At 71.1% G+C, this 20,094-nt stretch carries 8 protein-coding genes; 7 read left to right on the forward strand and 1 reads right to left on the reverse strand.

Going from position 1 to position 20,094, the window contains the following annotated elements; translation table 11 throughout:
• The first annotated feature begins 1 nt into the window (after position 1).
• The 7 genes from ACQI46_RS18320 to ACQI46_RS18350 are packed head-to-tail and all read left to right on the forward strand — an operon-like array spanning position 2 to position 19,270.
• Positions 2-5,434, forward strand: a complete 5,433-nt coding sequence (locus tag ACQI46_RS18320) for an SDR family NAD(P)-dependent oxidoreductase (RefSeq protein ID WP_427095448.1) — start codon at positions 2-4, stop codon at positions 5,432-5,434.
• Positions 5,434-10,833 carry a type I polyketide synthase gene (locus ACQI46_RS18325; protein ID WP_427095449.1) on the forward strand — a complete coding sequence of 1,800 codons (5,400 nt, stop codon included), beginning with the start codon at positions 5,434-5,436 and terminating at the stop codon, positions 10,831-10,833. Before ACQI46_RS18320 ends, ACQI46_RS18325 begins: the two co-directional genes overlap by 1 nt.
• Positions 10,830-15,245 carry a type I polyketide synthase gene (locus ACQI46_RS18330; RefSeq protein ID WP_427095450.1) on the forward strand — a complete coding sequence of 1,472 codons (4,416 nt, stop codon included), beginning with the start codon at positions 10,830-10,832 and terminating at the stop codon, positions 15,243-15,245. Before ACQI46_RS18325 ends, ACQI46_RS18330 begins: the two co-directional genes overlap by 4 nt.
• A gap of 23 nt (positions 15,246-15,268) precedes the next feature.
• Positions 15,269-16,273, forward strand: a complete 1,005-nt coding sequence (locus tag ACQI46_RS18335; RefSeq protein WP_427095451.1) for an ATP-binding cassette domain-containing protein — start codon at positions 15,269-15,271, stop codon at positions 16,271-16,273.
• Positions 16,270-17,115, forward strand: a complete 846-nt coding sequence (locus ACQI46_RS18340) for an ABC transporter permease (RefSeq protein ID WP_427095452.1) — start codon at positions 16,270-16,272, stop codon at positions 17,113-17,115. The genes ACQI46_RS18335 and ACQI46_RS18340 overlap by 4 nt, the downstream gene beginning before the upstream one ends.
• Positions 17,112-17,960, forward strand: a complete 849-nt coding sequence (locus ACQI46_RS18345) for an ABC transporter permease (RefSeq protein WP_427095453.1) — start codon at positions 17,112-17,114, stop codon at positions 17,958-17,960. The genes ACQI46_RS18340 and ACQI46_RS18345 overlap by 4 nt, the downstream gene beginning before the upstream one ends.
• 56 nt (positions 17,961-18,016) lie before the next feature.
• Positions 18,017-19,270 (forward strand): phthiocerol/phthiodiolone dimycocerosyl transferase, encoded by a 1,254-nt coding sequence (locus ACQI46_RS18350; protein WP_427095454.1) that lies wholly within the window; start codon positions 18,017-18,019, stop codon positions 19,268-19,270.
• Here the strand turns inward: ACQI46_RS18350 and ACQI46_RS18355 are convergent.
• A complete protein-coding gene (locus tag ACQI46_RS18355; RefSeq protein ID WP_427095455.1) occupies positions 19,263-20,093 on the reverse strand; it encodes a class I SAM-dependent methyltransferase in 831 nt (276 codons plus the stop codon). The two genes, ACQI46_RS18350 and ACQI46_RS18355, sit on opposite strands and share 8 nt — an antisense overlap.
• Position 20,094 lies beyond the last annotated feature (1 nt).

Below are 20,094 nucleotides of genomic sequence, written 5' to 3' on the forward strand. Positions count from 1 at the left end.
TATGACCCAAGCATCCTCAGCATCGCCGGCGGCGCCTGACCGCCGGGCGATCATCACCGAGGCCCTGCGCAAGATCGACGATCTGACCGCCCGCCTGGCCGCGGCGGAGAAGTCCGAGACCGAACCGATCGCCGTGGTCGGCATCGGCTGCCGGCTTCCCGGCGACGTCGATGGCCCTGAGCAGTTCTGGGACTTCCTGTCGGAGGGACGCAACGGGGTCATCCGGGTGCCCGCCGACCGGTGGGACGCCGACGAGTTCTACTCGCCCGACCACACCGTTCCCGGCACCATCTGCAACCGCGAGGGCGGCTTCCTGACGTCGTGGCAGCCCGACGAGTTCGACGCGGAGTTCTTCTCCATCTCACCGCGCGAGGCCGCGGCGATGGACCCGCAGCAGCGTCTGCTGCTGGAGGTCGCGTGGGAGGCGCTGGAGAACGCCGGCATCAACCCGCGCACCCTGCGGGGGTCGTCGACCGGCGTGTTCGTCGGCATGACCACCAACGACTACTACCACTCGGTGGTCGGCCGGCTGCGCCCCGAGGACATCGATCCCTACATCCCGTTCGGCAACGCTCCGAACTTCGCTGCAGGACGCTTGTCCTACTTCCTCGGGTTCCGCGGGCCGGCGGTCGTCAGCGACACCGCGTGCTCATCGTCGCTGGTGACCATCCACATGGCGTGCCAGAGCCTGCGCCGCGGGGAGAGCGACCATGCCCTGGCCGCGGGCGTGAACCTGATCCTGTCCCCAGAGAACAACATCGCGTGTTCCCGCTGGGGCATGCTCGCCCCGGACGGCCGGTGCAAGACGTTCGACGAGAGCGCCGACGGCTACGTCCGCAGTGAGGGCTGCGGCGTGGTGGTCCTCAAGCGCCTCACCGACGCGCTGCGCGACGGCGACCGGGTGCTGGCGGTGGTCCGTGGTTCGGCGGTCAACCAGGACGGTGCGAGCAGCGGCCAGACCGTGCCCAACGGGCCCGCCCAGCAGGAGTTGATGCGCCGGGCGTTGCAGACCTCGCGCCTGGATCCGGCCGACGTCGACTACATCGAGGCCCACGGCACCGGCACCGCGCTCGGCGACCCGATCGAGCTGGATGCCCTGGCAGCCGTGTACGGCGACCGCAAGGACTCCGCTCCGCTGGTGCTCGGTTCGGTCAAGACGAACCTGGGTCACCTCGAGTCCGGCGCGGGTGTCACGGGCTTCATCAAGACCGTGCTCTCGGTGCACCACGCCCACATTCCCAAGCAGCTGCACTTCACCGCGCTGACGCCGAAGGCCGGCGAGGCGGCGAAGCGGTTCCGCGTGGCCGCCGAACCCCTCGACTGGCCCCAGACGCCCGGCGACCGGCCCCGCCGGGCGGCGGTGTCGTCGTTCGGTGTCAGCGGCACCAACGCCCACATCGTCATCGAGCAGGCCCCCGAGCCCGCAGCGGCTCCCGAGCCTCAGGACGAACCGCCGGTGAGCACCCTGGTGGTCACCGGCAAGAGCCCCGCCCGTATCGCGTCGCTGGCCGGCCGGCTGGCCGAGTGGCTGAAGAGCCCCGAGGCGGCCGGGCACAGCCTGGCCGACGTCGCCGAGACCCTCAACCACCGCCGCGCCCAGCACACCCGCTTCGCGACCGTCGCCGCCGCCGACCGTGACCAGGCGGTGGCGGGGCTGCGTGCCCTCGCTGAGGGATATCCGGCGCCGGGAGTGGTCGGTCCCAACGACCCGACCCTGGGCACCGGCACCGTGTTCCTGTACTCCGGGCAGGGCTCGCAGTGGGCCGGGATGGGCAAGCGCCTGCTGGCCGACGAGCCGGCGTTCGCCGCAGCCGTCGACGAGCTCGAGCCGGACTTCCTCGCCCAGGTCGGGTTCTCGCTGCGCGACGTGCTGACCTCCGGGGACACCGTGGTCGGCATCGACCGGATCCAGCCGGTGCTGGTCGGCGTGCAGCTGGCGCTGACCGCGCTGTGGCGTTCCCACGGCGTCACCCCCGACGCCGTGATCGGCCACTCGATGGGCGAGGTCACCGCCGCGGTGGTCGGCGGCGCGCTGAGCCCGGCCGACGGCCTGAAGGTGATCGCGACCCGGTCGCGGCTGATGAAGCGGCTGTCCGGGCAGGGCGCGATGGCGCTGCTCGAACTCGACGCGGCCGCCGCCGAGAAGCTGATCGCCGACTACCCGGGGCTGACCGTCGCGGTGTACGCCTCGGCGCACCAGACGGTGATCGCCGGCCCGCCCGAGCAGGTGGACGCGGTGATCGCCGTGGTCGACGCCCAGGACCGGCTGGCCCGCCGCGTCGACGTCGACGTCGCCTCACATCACCCGATCGTCGATCCCATCCTCGAGGACCTGCGGGCCGAGCTGGCGGGTCTGACCCCGCAGCAGCCGAGCATCCCGATCATCGTCACCACCGATGAGCGGCCGACGGACGGCACGTGCGTGTTCGACGCCGACCACTGGGTCGCCAACCTGCGCAACCCGGTCCGGTTCGCGCGTGCGGTGGCCACCGCCGGCGCCGACAAGGCCGTCTTCGTCGAGGTCAGCCCGCATCCGCTGTTGGGCTATGCGATCAAGGACACCCTCGAAGGAGTCAATCACCGCAGCATCGCGACCCTGCAGCGCGACGCCAACGACACGGTGACCTTCCACACCAACCTCAACGCGACGCACACCGTCCGGCCGCCGAAGACCGCGCCGCGGCGCGGCGCTCGGGTGCCGCTGCCGACGACGCCGTGGCATCACGCCCACCACTGGATCCACACCGCGGCCGCACCGCAGGCCGCCGCCCAGGACAGCGGTGGGGTCTCACCCGCCCGCGCCGAAGGCGGCTACCACGAGTGGTTGCACACGCTGAACTGGCCTGTGCGCGAGCTCGGTGGGGAGCGCGCCGCGGGCGCGTGGCTCGTGCTCACCGACGAGGCGGGCGACGAACTGGCCGCGCAGCTGGGCGCGAACTCGCGAGCGTTGCCGCTGGCCGCGCTCGACGGCGACGCCGCAGCGCTGCGCAGCGCGCTCGGCGAGGTCGACTTCGTGGTCTACGCACCGTCGGCGCCGCGGGCGCGTCTGGACGCCGCTTCGGCGTACCGCACGTTCGGTGAGCTGCGCCGCATTGTCGTCGCGCTGGCCGGGATGCCGTCGGCGCCGCGGCTCTACGTCGCGACGCGCAACGCACAGCCGGTGACCGACGGGGACGCGGCCAACCCGGCCCACGCCGTGCTGTGGGGCCAGGGCCGCACGCTGGCGCTGGAGCACCCCGAGTTCTGGGGCGGTCTGGTCGACGTCGACGAGGCGCTGCCCGCCGTCCTGCTCGCCGACCATCTCAAGGCCGAGGCGGCGGTGACCGACGCCGACCGCGACGACCAGGCCGCCTACGTCGCAGGCGAACGCCGCGTGCCGCGGCTGTCGCCGCACCCGCTGCCGGCGGTGTCGCTGACCCGGCTGGAGAGCAACACCAGCCATCTGGTCATCGGCGCCACCGGCAACGTGGGTCCGTACCTGATCCGCCAACTCGCCGACATGGGTGCCTCGACCGTGGTCGCGGTGTCGCGGCGCGGCGGAAACCAGCTGGCCGAGCTGGCCGCCGAACTGGCGCCCGGCGGGACCACGCTGGTCGAGGTGGCCGCCGACGCGGCCGACGAGGCCTCGATGGCGGCGGTGTTCGAGCGGTTCGGTGCTGACCTGCCGCCGCTGGAGGGCGTCTACCTGGCGTCGCTGGCCGGTGGCGAGGCGCTGCTGGCCGACATGACCGACGACGACCTGGCGCCGATGTTCCGCGCGAAGGTCGACAGCGCGGCGGTGCTGCACAAGCTCTCGTTGCAGACCCCGGTCCGGCGGTTCGTGCTGTTCTCGTCGATCACCGGTCTGCTCGGGTCCCGGGCGGTGGCGCACTACACCGCGGCCAACGCGTTCGCCGACGCGTTCGCCCACGCCCGCCGGCGACTGGGCCTGCCCGCGACGGTCATCGACTGGGGTCTGTGGAAGTCGTGGGCCGACGCGCAGCCGCAGATGAAGGCCGCGGGTCTGGAACCGATGCCCAACGAGGTGGCGATCCGGATGCTGCCCGCGGTGCTCAGTCCCGACGCCGGGGTGCACACCGTGGTGGCCGGCGCCGACTGGCCCCGACTGGCCGACGCGTACCGGATGCGCGCCGCGGTGCGGATCCTCGACCACCTGGTCGCCGGATCCGGTGACGACCTCACCGATCTGGACACGATCGCCGAACCGGAGTGGGGCACGGTGCTCGGTGACCCGGTCGAGGGGACCGAGCACGACCACCTCTGGCGCGCCCGGCTGCTGCCGGGCTCGCGCCCGTACCCCGTCGCGCACCGCGTCCGCGGCGTCGAGGTGGTACCGGTTTCGGTGCTGCTGCAGACACTTTCGGCCGCCGGCCGGACAGTCGACGGCACCGCCGTCGTCGGCGACGTGCGGTTCGAGTATCCGATCGTCGCCGATGCCGCCAAGGCCATCCACGTGGCGGCCGACGGCGCGACGCTGACGGTGTGGTCGAGCGCCGGTCCGGACACCCCGCCCCAGCGCTGGACCCGGCACGCCAGTGCCGAACTGCGCCAGGCGCCGGCCGGCGCGCCGAGCGGAGACCAGAGTCCGGGCGCGGCGAGCTTCGACAGCGCGACGATCGAAGAGATGCAGCGGTCCTGGGGCGTGGAAGGTCAGCCGTTCGCCTGGTCGGTCACCGAATGCTCCGCCACGGCCGCCGGTGCGCGCGCCACCATCGAGTTGCCCGACGACGGCGCCGCCGCGGCGCCGGCGCTGGTCGACGCGGCGGTGCACGTGGCCCGGTTGGCCGACGCCGACAACGCGGCGCTGCTGCTGCCGGCGGCCGCCGAGAGCCTCGCGGTGTCGGCCGACGCCGGGGCCCGCGGGGTGGTCGAGGCGTTCCGCCGCGACGGCACCGGCGACGCGCTGGTGGTCGACGTGCTGGTCACCGGAGCCGACGGCACGGTGTGGGTCGACATGCGCGGCCTGACCTACGCGCCGGTGGAATCCGCACCCGCCCCGTCGGCGACCGACGCCGCCGCCGCGGAGACCGAGTTCGTCGACTGGTCGGCCATGACCGGTAAGGAAACCGTCGCCGAACTGCGCACCCGGTTGCGCGCCATCCTCGCCCGCGAACTCGGAATGCCCGAGGACGCAGTCGATTTCGACACCCCGTTCCCGGAGCTGGGGCTGGATTCGATGATGGCGATGAACCTGTTGCGCGACGCCAAGCAATTGGTGCGCATCGACCTGTCCGCCACCATGCTGTGGAACCATCCGTCGATCTCGCTGATGTCGGAGTTCGTCGCCGAACTCCTGGCACCGCAGCAGCAGGCCGCCGCGCAGGAGGAGCCCGACACCGAGGACGACTCCGATTCGTTCAGCCTGCTCGACGAGCTGTTCGACAGCATCGAATCTTCTGAATCGGCGAACGCCGGTAGTGAGGGCCCATTCTGATGAAGACGACGTTCGACCGCATCTCGGCGATGACCGCCGAGCAGCGTGACAAGCTCTCCGAGCAGTTCGAGAAGGCCTCCCGGGTCGCCGGCGCGGAACCGATCGCGGTGGTCGGCATGGGCTGCCGGTTCCCGGGCGGGGTGACCGGCCCGGACAGCTACTGGGAGTTCCTGGAGAACGGCACCGACGCCATCCGCGAGGTGCCCGCCGACCGCTGGGACGCCGAGGCGTACTACGACCCGGATCCGATGGCCCCGGGCCGGATGCCGACCAAGTGGGGCGCCTACCTCGAGGACATCACCGGTTTCGACGCCGAGTTCTTCGGCATCACCCCGCGGGAGGCCGCGGCGATGGACCCGCAGCAGCGGGTGCTGCTCGAAGTCGCTTGGGAGGCACTGGAAAACGCGGGCCTGGCACCGGCGAACCTGGCCGAGGTGCGCGCGGCGGTGATGGTCGGCGTGTACTACAACGAGTACCAGAACGTCTCGGCCGGCGACCCCGACACCATCGACGCGTACTCGGCGACGGGCAACGCGCACAGCGTCACCGTCGGCCGGGTGGCCTACCTACTGGGGCTGAAGGGTCCGGCGGTGGCTCTCGACACGGCGTGCTCGTCGTCTCTGGTGTCGATCCACCTGGCCTGCCACAGCCTGCGCATGCGGGAGAGCGATCTGGCGCTGGCCGGCGGCGTGAGCTTGAGCCTGCGGCCGGAAACCCAACTGGCACTCGCCAAGTGGGGCATGCTGTCGCCGCGCGGACGCTGCCACGCGTTCGACGCGCGCGCCGACGGGTTCGTCCGCGGCGAGGGCGCGGGCATCGTCGTGCTCAAGCGGTTGACCGACGCGGTGCGCGACGGCGACCGGGTGCTCGGCGTCGTCCGCGGGTCCGCGGTCAACCAGGACGGCCGCTCCAACGGCCTGACCGCGCCGAACGCGCCGTCGCAGCGTGACGTGATCACCCGCGCGCTGAAGTCCGCCGACGTTCCGGCCGCCTCGGTCAGCTACGTCGAAACCCACGGCACCGGAACGGCTCTCGGCGATCCCATCGAGTTCGACGCACTGGCCGCGGTGTACGGCCGCGGCGAGGTGCCCTGTGCGCTGGGCGCGGTGAAGTCCAACATGGGCCACCTCGAGGCAGCCGCCGGCGTGGCCGGCTTCATCAAGACGGTGCTGACCCTGCAGCACGGCAAGATCGCCCCGAACCTGCATTTCCAGAAGTGGAATCCGACCATCGACGCGTCCGGCACGCGGCTGGTCGTGCCCACCGAGCTGGGGGAGTGGCCCAAGGCCGACCATCCGCGCCGCGCCGCGGTGTCCTCGTTCGGCATGGGCGGCACCAACGCCCACATCGTGCTCGAGCAGGGTCCCGAACCGGTCCCCGCGCCGCAGGCGCCGTCGGGCGCGGTGTCCACGCTCGTCGTGTCGGGCAAGACGAACGCCCGGGTGGCCGCATCGGCGGCCGCCCTGGCCGACTGGCTCGACGGTGACGGCGCGCAGGTGCCGTTGACCGACGTCGCCCACACCGTCAACCACCATCGCAGCCGCTACCACACCATCGCGACGGTCAGCGCGCGCAACCACGCCGAGGCCGTCACCGGCCTGCGCGCGCTGGCTGCCGGCGCGCCCGCAGCGGGCGTCGTCGCCGCACACGACGCCAAAGTCGGTGCGGGCACGGTGTTCCTGTACTCGGGTCAGGGCGCGCAGTGGGCCGGCATGGGCAAGACGCTGCTGGTCGACGAACCGGCGTTCGCCGCCGCGGTCGACGAACTCGAGCCCGCGTTCCGCGACAAGGTCGGGTTCTCGCTGCGCGAGACGCTCGAAGCCGGCGAGCCCGTCGTCGGGATCGACCGCATCCAGCCCGTGCTGGTCGGCATGCAGTTGGCGCTGACCGCGCTGTGGCGCTCCTACGGCGTCGAACCCGACGCCGTGATCGGCCACTCGATGGGCGAGGCCACCGCCGCGGTGGTGGCCGGGGTCCTGACCCCGGCCGAGGGTTTCGACGTCATCGCCACCCGGACCCGGCTGATGAAGCGGCTGTCCGGGCAGGGCGCGATGGCGCTGCTCGAGCTCGATGCGCAGGCCGCCGAGAAGTTGACCGCCGACCGGCCCGACGTCACCGTCGCGGTGTACGCCTCACCGAAGCAGTCGGTGATCGCCGGCCCGCCCGAGCAGGTCGACGAGCTGATCGCGATCGTCGACGGGCAGGGCAAGCTGGCCCGCCGCGTCGAGGTGGACGTGGCCAGCCACCACCCGACGATCGACCCGGTGCTGCCCGAGCTGCGGGAGGCGCTGGCCTACCTGAAGCCGGCCGAGCCGAAGATCCCGCTGGTGTCCACCGTCGCCTACACCGGCTCGGCCCCGATGTACAGCGCCGACTACTGGGCGGCGAACCTGCGCAACCCGGTGCGGTTCAGCCAGGCGGTCCACGAGGCGTCCGCCGAGCACAGCAACTTCATCGAGATCAGCCCGCATCCGCTGCTAACCCACGCCATCAGCGACACGCTGGCGGCGCAGTCGACGACGCGCCGCCACCACGTCGGCGCCACGGTCAACCGCGACCATCCCGAGACGCTGGCGTTCCATGCGCAGCTGGCCGCCGTGCGCCCGCCGGCGCTGGCCGCGCCCGAGGGCGCGACGGCGCGGGTGGTCAACGTGCCGACGACGACGTGGCAGCACACCACCTACTGGATGACCGCCCGTTCGGCGGCGCGGGAGTTCACCGGCAGCCATCCGCTGCTCGGGCTGCACACCGAGCTGCCGTCGGGCACCGGGCATGTGTGGCAGTCCGATGTGGGCACCGAGCCCCATCCGTGGCTGGCCGACCACGTCGTGCACGGCCTGCCGGTGATGCCGGGTGCCGGCTTCGCCGAGATCGTGCTGGCCGCTGCGTGCGAGGCGCTCGGCGTGCCGGTCACCGACGTCGAGGTCGGCGTCGAGGTGGAGCAGATGCTGCCGCTGGACCCGCACACCAAACTGACCACGCAGTTGATCCGCGAGGACGACGTGCTGCGCGTCGAGGTGCACTCCCGCTCGGAGGCCGGCAGCTGGACGCGCCACGCGGTCGGCACCGTCCGTACCGGTGCGGCCGCCGCGCCGGGCAAGCTCGCGGCCTCCTCGGGCGGCACGCTGGTGTCGCCGGCGGACTTCTACACCGCGCTGCGACGCACCGGCGCGCATCACCTGCAGGCGTTCGCGGCCCTGACCCGCATCTCGCGCGGCGACCGCGTCGCCGACACCGAGATCGCACTGCCCGACGAGGCGACCGCCAACCGGGGCATCCTCGTGCATCCGGTGATGCTCGACGCGGCGCTGCAGGGTCTGGCCGCCGCGATGGGTGACGACACGCTCGCCCAGTCGACCGACGTGACGTTCCTGCCGGTCGCGTTCGGGTCGATCCGGGTGTTCGGTGACGTCGGCCGACGCGCCAGCTGCCGCGCCGAGATCCTCGACGTGCTCGCCGACAGCGGCGACGCGATCGGCCGGGTCACGCTCGCCGACGACAGCGGCACGGTGCTCGCGCAGGTCGACAACGTCCACCTCAAGCGCATCCAGCGGCGCACGGTGCCGCTGCCGTTGTCGCAGAAGATCTTCGACTCGGTGTGGGTGGCCGCGCCGAGCCAGGTCGCCGCGCCGGGTGCCCGGACCGGCACGTTCCTGGTGCTGACCGACGGCGCCGCGACCACCGGGGCCGCCGAGGAGTTCGCGACCGCGTTCGAGGGCCCGCAACGCAAGGTGCTCACCGCCGACCTCGGCGACGAGCCCGCGGTGCGCGACGCCTTCGTCGCCGCCACGGGCGATCCGCAGCTGCCGCCCGCCGGCGTGGTGGTGCTCGTCGACGACCGCGAATTCGACGGCGCCGACGCGCTGGCCCATGCCGGCGACCTGGTGTGGGGCATCGGGGCCGCGATCCGCACGATCGTCGGCAGCTGGCACGGCACCCCGCCGCGGGTGTGGCTGGTCAGCCGGGGCGGGCTCGCGGTCACCGTCGACGGGGACGCAACCGCCGGCACGCCCGGCACGGGCAGCCTGAAGGGTCTCGTCCGGGTGCTCGCCTACGAGCATCCCGACCTGCGCACCACGCTGCTCGACGTCGGGGCCGACGGTGATCTGGCGGCCACCCTGGCCGCCGAGATCGACGCCGACGGCGCCGACGACGTCATCGCCTGGCGCGGCGGAACCCGCTACGCCGAGCGGCTCTCCCGTGCCGCGCTGCCCGCCGCGACCGGCGGTCGCCGCGCGGTGGTCCGGCCGGACGGCTCGTACATCGTCACGGGCGCGCTCGGCGGCGTCGGCCTGGCCGTGGTCCGGTGGCTGGTGGACCAGGGCGCGGGCCGGGTGGTGCTCAACGGTCGCCGTCCCGCCTCCGACGACGCCCAGGCCGTCCTCGACGAGCTGTCCGGGCGCAGCGAGATCGCCGTGATCCTGGGCGACATCACCGAAGCCGGTGTCGCCGAACGCCTCGTCGAGGGTGCCGAGCAGACCGGTAAGCCGTTGCGCGGCCTGATCCACTCAGCTGCGGTGCTCGACGACGAACTCGTCGTCGGCCTCACGCGCGAGAGTCTCGACCGCATCTGGGCGCCCAAGGCCCGTGGCGCTCTGCGCCTGCACGAGGTGACCGCCGGCAAGGATCTGGACTGGTGGGTCGGGTTCTCGTCGGTCGCCTCGCTGCTGGGCTCGCCGGGCCAGGCAGCCTACGCCTGCGCGAACGCATGGCTGGACGCGCTGGTGGCGTGGCGGCGGGCGGCCGGACTGCCCGCGACGACCATCAACTGGGGCCAGTGGGCCGAGGTCGGTCTGGCCAGCACCCTGAAGTTCTCGGTGCTGGACCCGATCACACCGGAGGAGGGCGTGGACGCGCTCGGCGGGGTGCTCGGCGCCGGGTTCTCCCGGGTGGGGGTGGCACGGCTGCGGTTGGACCGCGCCGCAGCCGCGTTCCCGGAGATCCACCGCATCGGGTTCTTCGCCGATCTGGTCGGTGAACTGCAGACCGACGACGTCGACGACGACTGGGCTGGACCGGACGCACTCAAGGCGCTCGACGCCGCGGAGATCAACCGGGTGGTGGTCGCGCGACTGCGGCGGCGCATCTCGGCGGTCATGGGATACTCCGACGACAGCGCCGTGGACGTCGCGCGGCCGCTGACCGAACTCGGTCTCGACTCGCTGATGGCGGTGCGCATGCGCAACACCATCCGCGGCGACTTCGGTGTCGAACCGCCGGTGGCCATGCTCCTGCAGGGCGCCACGCTGTCCGATCTCGCGCTGGACCTGATCCGTCAGCTGGGGCTGGCCGAGGAGACCTCGGCCGAGCGTCCCAATGCCCTGCGTGAGCGGGCGCAGCAGCGCGCCGCGGCGCGCCAACGAGCCGCATCGCGGCGGAAAGTAGGACCACGATCGTGACGAGCAGTACCTCAGGGGAGCTTCCGGACAACGCCATCGCCGTCGTCGGCATGGCCGGTCGCTTCCCGGGAGCCGACTCGGTATCGGCGTACTGGCGCAACCTGCGCAACGGGGTGGAATCGATCGTCGACCTGTCGGAGAGCGAGCTGCTCGCCGCCGGTGTCACCGAGCGCACGCTGGCCGACCGCTCCTATGTGCGGCGGGCCGCGCTGATGACCGGCATCGACGAGTTCGACGCCGAGTTCTTCGGCTTCACTCCGCCCGCTGCGCGCCTGCTCGATCCCCAGCACCGACTCTTCCTGCAGACGGTGTTCCACGCCCTGGAGGACGCCGGTTACGACCCGGCCGAGCTCGAAGCCACCGTGGGTGTGTTCGGCACCAGCTCGACCAGCGGCTACCTGCTGCACAACCTGATGTCGGCCTACGACCCGGCGATGGTGATCGGCCAGGGCGCCAGCTTCGACATGGTGAACCTGTCGCTGTCCAACGACAAGGACCACCTGGCCACCCGCACGGCGCATCACTTCGACTTCCGCGGTCCCGCGCTGTCGGTGGCCACGGCGTGTTCGTCGTCGCTGGTCGCGGTCCACCTGGCCTGCCAGGCGATCCTCAACGGCGAATGCGATCTGGCGCTGGCCGGCGGGTCGTCGCTGCGGATCCCGCACCGGGTCGGCTACTGGTACCAGCAGGGCACCATGGTGTCCCCGACCGGGCGGTGCCGGCCGTTCGACGTGCGCTCCGACGGCACGATCTTCGGCAGCGGTGTCGGCGTCGTGGCGCTCAAGGCGCTGGCCGACGCCGTCGAGGACGGCGACCGGATCCACGCGGTGATCCGGGGCTCGGCGTTGAACAACGACGGTTCCACCAAGATGACGTACGCGGCGCCCAACGCGCTCGGCCAGGCCGAGGTGATCGCCGAGGCGCACGCCATCGCCGGCGTGGACGCCTCGACCATCGGCTATGTGGAGACCCACGGCACCGGAACACCGCTGGGCGACCCGATCGAGATCGAGGGTCTGCGGCAGGCGTTCGAACTCGCCGAGGACAGCCGGACCGAACCGTGCTACCTGGGTTCGGTCAAGTCCAACATCGGCCACCTGGAGACCGCCGCGGGCATCGCCGGTCTGATCAAGGCGATCCTGTGCCTCGAGCACAAGGCCATCCCGGCCACGCTGCACTACACCAGCCCGAACCCCGAGCTGCACATCGACCGCGGCCCGTTCCGGGTGCGCGGCAACGACGGCCCGTGGGAGACCGACGGGGTCCGCCGCGCGGGCGTCAGCTCGTTCGGCGTCGGCGGCACCAACGCCCACATCGTCCTCGAGGAGGCGCCGGTCGCCGCCCCGTCGACACCCCGGTCCGGACCGCAGGTCCTGGTGCTGTCGGCCAGGACCGCCGAGGCCCTGGCCCAGGCGCGCACGACGCTGGCCGCCGAGCTCGCCGAGACCAACGACGACGACCTCAGCCTGCCCGATGCCGCCTACACGCTGACCCAGCGGCGCAGGGAGCCGGTGCGTCTGGCCGCCGTCGTGCACGACGTGGCGGGTGCGGCGACCGTGCTGTCGGCCACCGAGACCGACAACGTGTTCGTCGGCGAAGGTGTCCCGGACACGGACGGCTCAGCCGACCGGGTGGCGTTCCTGTTCCCCGGTCAGGGCGCCCAGCACGTCGGGATGGCGCGCGGGCTGCACGAGAACGAACCGGTGTTCGCCCGCCACTTCGACGAGTGCGCCACGGCGTTCAGCGACGAGATGGGCTACGACCTGCGCGCCGAGATCTTCGACGGGGTCGGCCGCAACCTCGAGCACACCGACCGGGCACAGCCCGCGCTGTTCACCGTCGAGTACGCGCTGGCCAGGCTGATCCAGTCCTACGGCGTGGAGCCGGCGATCATGGCCGGCCACAGCATCGGCGAGTATCCGGCCGCGACCATCGCCGGGGTCTTCGACCTGGAGACCGCGGTCAAGGTGGTCTCGATGCGGGCCCGGCTGATGCACGCCGCGCCGCGCGGCGTCATGGTGGCCGTCCCGCTGAGCCCGGATGCGATCGCCGAACACCTCACGCCCGACGTCGACATCGCCACCATCAATGATCCCGGCAGCTGCGTGGTGGCCGGCAGTGACGAGGCGATCCGCACGTTCCAGGCGGGGCTGGCCGAGAAGGGCATCGTCGCCCGTCGGGTGCGCACCTCGCATGCGTTCCACTCCCGGCTGATGGAGCCGATGCTGGGTGAGTTCGGCGCGTTCCTGTCCCGGATGACGTTGCGGGAACCGCAGATTCCGTTGCTGTCCAACATCACCGGCACCACGATGTCGGCGAGCGAGGCCACCAACCCGCAGACGTGGGCGCGTCAGATCCGCGCGACGGTCCGCTTCGCCGACGAGCTCGACACGTTGCTGTCCGCGCCGGACCGCGTGCTGGTCGAGGTCGGCCCTGGCGGCACGCTGACCTCCTCGGCGGGTCGGCACCCACGCTGGGCCGAGCGGCACCGGGCGGTGCGGCTGATGCGTCACCAGGCCCAGAACCGCAGCGACCACGACACGTTCCTGCTGGCGCTCGGCCAGCTGTGGGCGGCAAACGTCGACGTCGACTGGAACCAGGGCGCCGACGAGTCCCGCAACCTGATCACGCTGCCCGGCTATCCGTTCGCCCGCCAACGGCACTGGATCGAGCACAACCCGAACGCGGCGTGGGCGAGCGGCGCCGGCGCGGCGCCCGGAGTGGCTCCGACCGCGGCGTCCGCTCCGGCCGCGTCCACCAACGGCGGCAAGTCCTCGGTCGAGGCGTCGGTGGCGCAGATCTGGGCGCAGTGCCTCGGTGTGCCCGAGGTCGACCGCAACGCGAACTTCTTCGAGATCGGCGGCGACTCGCTGATCGCGATCAGCGTCGCGATGACCGCCGGCCATCAGGGTCTGGACCTCTCGCCGCAGGACATCTATGAGAACCAGACGGTTTCGTCTCTGGCGAAGGTGCTCACGGCCCGCTACGCCGAAGGCGGGTTGGCGCGTCAGTCGGTCGACGACTCCGTCGATCCGCCCGTGCCGCCGAACGTCGCCTACTTCCTCGAGCACGGCCTGCGTGACGTCGGCCGCTGGCGGGTGCCGGTGGTGCTGGGGCTGCGCAACGATGTCACCGAAGCCGACGTGCGCGCCGTGCTGACCGCGGTGACCGGGGTGCACGACGCGCTGCGTGTGCACATCGTGGAACGCGCAGGCACCTGGGATCAGCACATCGTCGAGCCGGGCGAGTTCGCCGACCTGGCGGTGCGGCAGCTGCCGGGCGGTCTGACGCCCGGTGAGGAACGCGACGCCGTGCAGGCCGTCCTCGACGAGCAGCTGCGCGAACATCAGCTGCTCAGCTCCCCGCTGACGGCCACGTTCGTCAGCGGCGCCGGCGCGTCGTACCTGGTGTTGGCGCTGCACGGTGTGGTCGGCGACGTGTCCTCGGACCCGACGTCGCGCGATGTGCTGCTCACCGACATCTTCACGGCCTTCAATCAGCGCATGGCGGGCCAGGAGATCGAACTCGCGCCGGTCAGCACGTCCTGGGGGGAGTGGTCGCAACGGTGCGCGACGCTGGCCACCCATCCGGCTGTCCTCGAGAGCCGCGAGTACTGGCTCGACGTCGCACGTCGATCGACGGTGTCGATCGCCGGCTCCGAGCCCTCGGAGCGGCCGAGCGTGGACGATCTGGTGCGCCTGTCGACGACGTTGGATCCTGCCGACACCGCCGAGATGGACGACGCGCGCCGCCGGCTGCGCCGGCCCGTCGAGGAGATCCTGCTGGCCGCCCTGGGCCGGACCGTCGGTGCGACGGTCGGCGAAGGCGCGGTGACCGTCGACATGGGCGGCCGCGCGCGGTCGGTGCTGAAGCCCGACGTGGATCTGCAACGCACCGTCGGCTTCTTCACCGCCGTGCACCCGGTGGTGGTGACTGCGGCACCGTCGTCGGCGGTCGGTGCCACGCAGATGCTCGACGCCGTGCGCGAGACGCTCAAGGCGGTGCCGCACTTCGGTGTGGGTTACGGGCTGCTGCGCTACCTGTACGCGCCGACGGCGCGGGTGCTGGGGGCCGCGCGCGGCGCCGACATCCTGTTCTCGCACGTCGGCACCATCCCCGATCTGCCGGCCGAGCAGCCCGACGACGCCCCGGTCCGGTTCGACTCCGACACCTCGATGCCGATCCGCGACGCCGTGCCCGGTCTCGGACACGCCTTGGAGTTGCGGGTCTACCGCGCCGCCGGGGTGCTGCATCTGGACTGGTGGTACGACAGTCGCCGGCTCGGCCCGACGGATGTGGAATCCTTTGCTCGGCAGTACTCGTCCGCACTGCTGGACATCACCAGGGAAGCGCTCGCAGAAGAGGACGCCGATACGGCCGGCGACGAGCTGACGCTCGTCGACTTGTCGTGACAGCGACCAGGTAGGAGGAGCGCATGAGCAGCTCTGAGAAGGCGGTGGTCGTCGCCGACATCCGCAAGTCGTTCGGATCGGTCGACGCGGTGCGCGACGTCAGCTTCGAGGTCGGTCGCGGTGAGGTGCTCGGTCTGCTCGGCCCCAACGGGGCCGGCAAGACGACCACCGTGAACATCTTGTCCACGCTGATCAAGCCGGACAGTGGCCGCGCCGTGATCGCCGGCTACGACGTGTTGACCGACCCGGCCGGGGTGCGCCGCTCGCTGATGCTGACCGGCCAGCACGTGGCTCTCGACGATCTGTTGACCGGCCGGGAGAACCTGCTGATGTTCGGGCGCCTGCAGGGCCTGAGCAAGAAGGTGGCCAAGCAGCGCGCCCAGGAGTTGCTCGAGCAGTTCGACCTGGTGGACGCCGGCGACCGCGCGGTGGGCAACTACTCCGGCGGCATGAAGCGCCGCATCGACATCGCGTGCGGACTGGTGGTGCGGCCGGAGGTGGTGTTCCTCGACGAGCCCACCACCGGGCTGGATCCGCGGAGCCGGCAGGCGATCTGGGAGCTCGTCACCGACTTCAAGGAGGCGGGCATCGCGACGCTGCTGACCACGCAGTATCTCGAGGAAGCCGACATGCTCAGCGACCGGATCGTGGTGATCGACAAGGGCACCGTCATCGCGGAGGGCACGGCCGACGAGCTCAAGGAGCACACCGGCGGCACGTACTGCGAGATCGTGCCCCGTCATCCGCGGGACATCCCCGAGATCGCCCGCGTGCTGGGCCCGCTGCTGCCGGCCGCCCATCGGGTGGCGCTGAACGAGACGTCGGACCGCATCTCGATGCCGGCGCCGGACGGGCCCCGCACGCTGATGCAGGCGCTGCACCTGCTCGGCGACGCGAACATCGAGCTGATGGACATCGCGCTGCGCCGGCCCTCGCTCGACGAGGTGTTCCTCGCTCTGACCGGGGACCACACCCGTGACGGCGACACCTCCGATGACGCCCGCGCGACCTCGGACTCCTACGCGTGACCGAACAGGCTCTCGTGACGGCGCCGCGCGCCACCCCGGTCCCGCTCGGTGCCCGCCCCGCGGTGTCCACGCTGCAGCAGTGGTGGGTGCTGACGGTCCGCATGATCACCCCGACGCTGCGCAACGGCGAGTTGGCCACGCAGATCATCGGGTCGATCGTGTTCACCGTCGGCTACTACCTGCCGCTGAAGCAGATGATGGGCGCGGTGCAACCGCTGAGCAGCTACGCCCAGTACCTGACCCCGCTGATCGTGCTGCAGGCCATCTGGTTCGCGGCGGTGTCGGCGGCGTTCCGTTCGGCGACCGACTCGGTGCAGGGCATCAACCGCAGGTTCCGCGCCATGCCGATCGCGTCGATGACACCGTTGGCGGCACGGATGACGGCGAGCATGTACCGCTGCTGCGTGGCGCTGGCCGTGTCGGTGGCGTGCGGCTATGTGATCGGCTTCCGTTTCCACGGCGGCGTGCTCGACGCGCTCGGTTTCATCGGCCTGGTGTTGCTGATCGGCGCCGCGCTGGCGTTCATCGGCGACCTGATCGGCGTGGCCACGCAGAATCCCGAGGCCACCGCCCCCATGATGCTGGTGCCACAGCTGACGCTGGGTCTGGCGTCGGTCGGTCTGCAGCCGGTCGAACGGTTCCCCGACTGGATTCAGGACTTCGTGCGCAATCAGCCGCTGTCGCAATGGGTGTACGGGTTGCAGGCGCTGGCCGGTGACACCTCGGGCGCCGCGCCGGAGGTGTCGTGGTCGGTTCTGGGACCCGCGATCGCCTGGGCGATCGGCGCCGCGGTGGTGGCGGTCGCGCTGCACATGTGGGTCAGCAGGAGGCGACGGGCATGACGGCCTCGGCTCCGATCAGGCAGCTACCTTACCGACCCAGCGGGCGGCACCGCCGCGAGCGGGAGCGGGAGAACTCGCCGATGCGCCTCCTCCCGCAGGTGTGGGTGCTGACCCTCCGGATCCTGCGACGGTGGAGTCGCGATCCCGCCACGCTGGTGCAGTCGCTGGTGATGCCGGCCGGCTTCCTGGTGGCGCTCGACATCGTGCTCGGCGAAGGCCTCGAGCAGGTCACCGGGCACAGCGGGCTCTACGCCCAGGTGCCGTTGGTGGCGTTGGTCGGTGGCATGACCGGTGCGATCATCGGTGCCGTCGGCACCATGCGGGAACGCGAGGTCGGACTGCTGTCTCGGTTCTGGGTGGTGCCGATACACCGCGGGGCGGGCCTGCTGGCCCGGCTGACGTCGGACGCGGTGCGCATCGTGCTGATCACGCTGGTGGTCATGGGCGTGGGCTTCGCGCTGGGCTTCCGCTTCGAACAGGGCATCCTCGCTGCGATCGCGTGGGTGTTCATGCCGGCGGTGTTCGGCGTGGCGCTGTCGGCGGCCGTGCTGACGCTGGCGCTGTACTCGGCGAACACCATCGTGCCGCAGGCCACCGAGATCGTCATCGCGGTGTTGATGTTCTTCTCGACCGGTTTCGTGCCGCTCGACCAGTATCCGGAGTGGTTGCAGCCGTTCGTCGAGCACCAGCCGGTCAGCTATACGATCGAGGCCATGCGGGGGCTCTCGCTGGAAGGCCCGATCGCCGAACCGGTGATGTTCACGCTGTTGTGGGCGGCGGGAATCATGGCGGTGTGCGCGGTGCCGTTGACGTTGGGCTACCGCAAGGCCAGTAAGCGTGGTTGACCGCGGGGTTTCGTCCCCGGCGACCGACGTGACCGACGTGCAGGAGGTCTGACCCAATGTTTCCGTCTTCGGGAATCCGCAAGCTGGCGCGCAGCGAGGAAATGTTCGCCGAGACACAGAATTTCGTCGGTCTGGGCGCCCACGTGCGCGGTCCGCTCGACGTCGACGCGCTGTCCGACGCGTTCGACACCCTTCTGACGGCGCACCCTGTCCTGGGCGGGCATCTCGAGCGGACGCCCGACGGCCACTGGGACATCGTGCTCGACGATCTGATGCATCCCGGCATGGAGGTGGTCGAGCTGACCGGTGACGCCGCGGCGCCGCCGATGCTGTTCGACCAGACCGACTCGCTCGTGCACCTGCGCGTGACCATCCGCGACGGCGTTGCGCAGCCGACGCTCTACATCCACCACAGCCTGGCCGACGGCCACCACCAGTTCAGCCTGGTCGAGGAGTTGTTCTCCACGTACACCGATCTGGTGACCACCGGGACCACCCGGCCGCCGAAGGTGCACTCGGCGCCCGAGTCGCTGGAGGTCATCCTGGCCAACCGCGGTGTGGAGAAGAAGCCGCGTTCGGGGCTGGAGCGTCTGCTGGCCGCGATGTTCGTCTACGACCTGCCGCCGTCGCGGCGCGCCGCCGGCGAGACCAATCCCGTGCTGCCCCAGCTGGTTCCGATGGAGTACTGCAAGCTCTCCGAGCAGGAGACCGAGAACATCATCGCGTTCTGCCGGGCCAACAAGCTCGGGTTGAACAGTCTGCTGTCCTCGGCGGTGCTGATGGCCGAGTGGCAGCTGCGTAACACCCCGAACATCCCGGTGCCCTACGTCTACCCGGTGGACCTGCGCTACCTGCTGTCCCCGCCCGTGTCGGCGACCGAATGCACCAACCCGGTGGGCATCGCGACGTATCTGGCCGAGATCACCACGGGCACCGACGTGGTGGACCTGGCGCGCGACATCAACGACACCTTCAAGAAGGACATCGCCGAAGGCGTGATCCAGCAGAGCTTCCTGCACTTCAGCCCGCAGTACGTCGGCAATCCGCCCGGACTGCCCGACGTCGTGATGTTCACCGACAACGGCATCGTCCCGCCGATGCGGACCCCACCGGACATGGAGCTCACGGCCAGCCACGGCGAGCTCTATTTCGCGGTCGGTTCGGGGATCGAGATCTACACCAGCAAGATCTTCGCCGGGCAGTTGATGATCGAGTACCACTCGCACGGCCCCGAGCCGGAGAAGTCCGTGCAGGCGATCGAGACGCTGCTCCGCGGCATCGCCGCCCGGCAGGCCGCCAGTGTCAGCTGACGGGTCCGAACGCGTAGCGGTGGTACTGCAGCGCATTCCGGATCGGCCGCAGCGCCGGCAGCACACGCCGCAGCGCGCGGAAGGGCCCCGTCGCGCGGTCGGCGGTGCCGGCATCGAACAGCGTCGCCACCGCGAGCAACCGGAGGCCCGGCACCTGAGAGAGCACGTCGTCGGGGCTGTTGACCGCCCAGTGCAGCGTCGATCCCGTCCGCCGCACCAGCGTCTGCACCCGCTGCGACCGGATGCCCACCCAGTTGTAGAAGTCGATCTGCAACTCGCCGGTTCCGAAGCGTTCCACGACGCGCCGCAGCAACGAGATTCCCTCGTCTTCGGTCAGATACATGCTGATGCCTTCGGCGAGGAACAGCACCGGCCGACCGGTGGGAATCTGGTCGAGCCAAGACAATTCGGTGGCAGGCGTGGGCAGCAGGTGGTAATTCGGCCGGGTGGGATACACCTGCTCGCGCAGCTCGATCACACCGGGGAAGTCGACGTCGTACCACGTCACCTCCGGTCCGGGGTCGATGCGGAACACTCGGCTGTCCAACCCGCAGCCGAGGTGCACCACGGTGCACTCGCCGGCGGCCGCGATGAACTGGCGCGCCCAGATGTCGTACTGGGCGGTGCGCACCGTGACCAGCGGGGCCCATTTGCCGGTGACGCCGAGTTCGCGCCAGTCGTAGTCGATCCGGTCGATGGCCTCTTTGGCGAACCGGTCACCGAGTACCGGGCGCTCGAAGTCGGCGTCCAAGGCTTTGAGGTAGAGCGTGGTCAGCATGGTCTGCGCCGGCCCGGTCAGATCGATGGACACCTTGTCGGTCATG

This window comes from Mycobacterium sp. SMC-4, from assembly GCF_050205565.1.
Classification (GTDB): Bacteria; Actinomycetota; Actinomycetes; order Mycobacteriales; family Mycobacteriaceae; genus Mycobacterium.

Bases quoted from the DNA above. Each gene is read 5' to 3' on its own strand.
- ACQI46_RS18320 (WP_427095448.1), top strand. From the start codon at position 2: ATGACCCAAGCATCCTCAGCATCGCCGGCGGCGCCTGACCGCCGGGCG.
- ACQI46_RS18325 (WP_427095449.1), top strand. From the start codon at position 5,434: ATGAAGACGACGTTCGACCGCATCTCGGCGATGACCGCCGAGCAGCGT.
- ACQI46_RS18335 (WP_427095451.1), top strand. From the start codon at position 15,269: ATGAGCAGCTCTGAGAAGGCGGTGGTCGTCGCCGACATCCGCAAGTCG.
- ACQI46_RS18345 (WP_427095453.1), top strand. From the start codon at position 17,112: ATGACGGCCTCGGCTCCGATCAGGCAGCTACCTTACCGACCCAGCGGG.
- ACQI46_RS18350 (WP_427095454.1), top strand. From the start codon at position 18,017: ATGTTTCCGTCTTCGGGAATCCGCAAGCTGGCGCGCAGCGAGGAAATG.
- ACQI46_RS18355 (WP_427095455.1), bottom strand. From the start codon at position 20,093: ATGACCGACAAGGTGTCCATCGATCTGACCGGGCCGGCGCAGACCATG.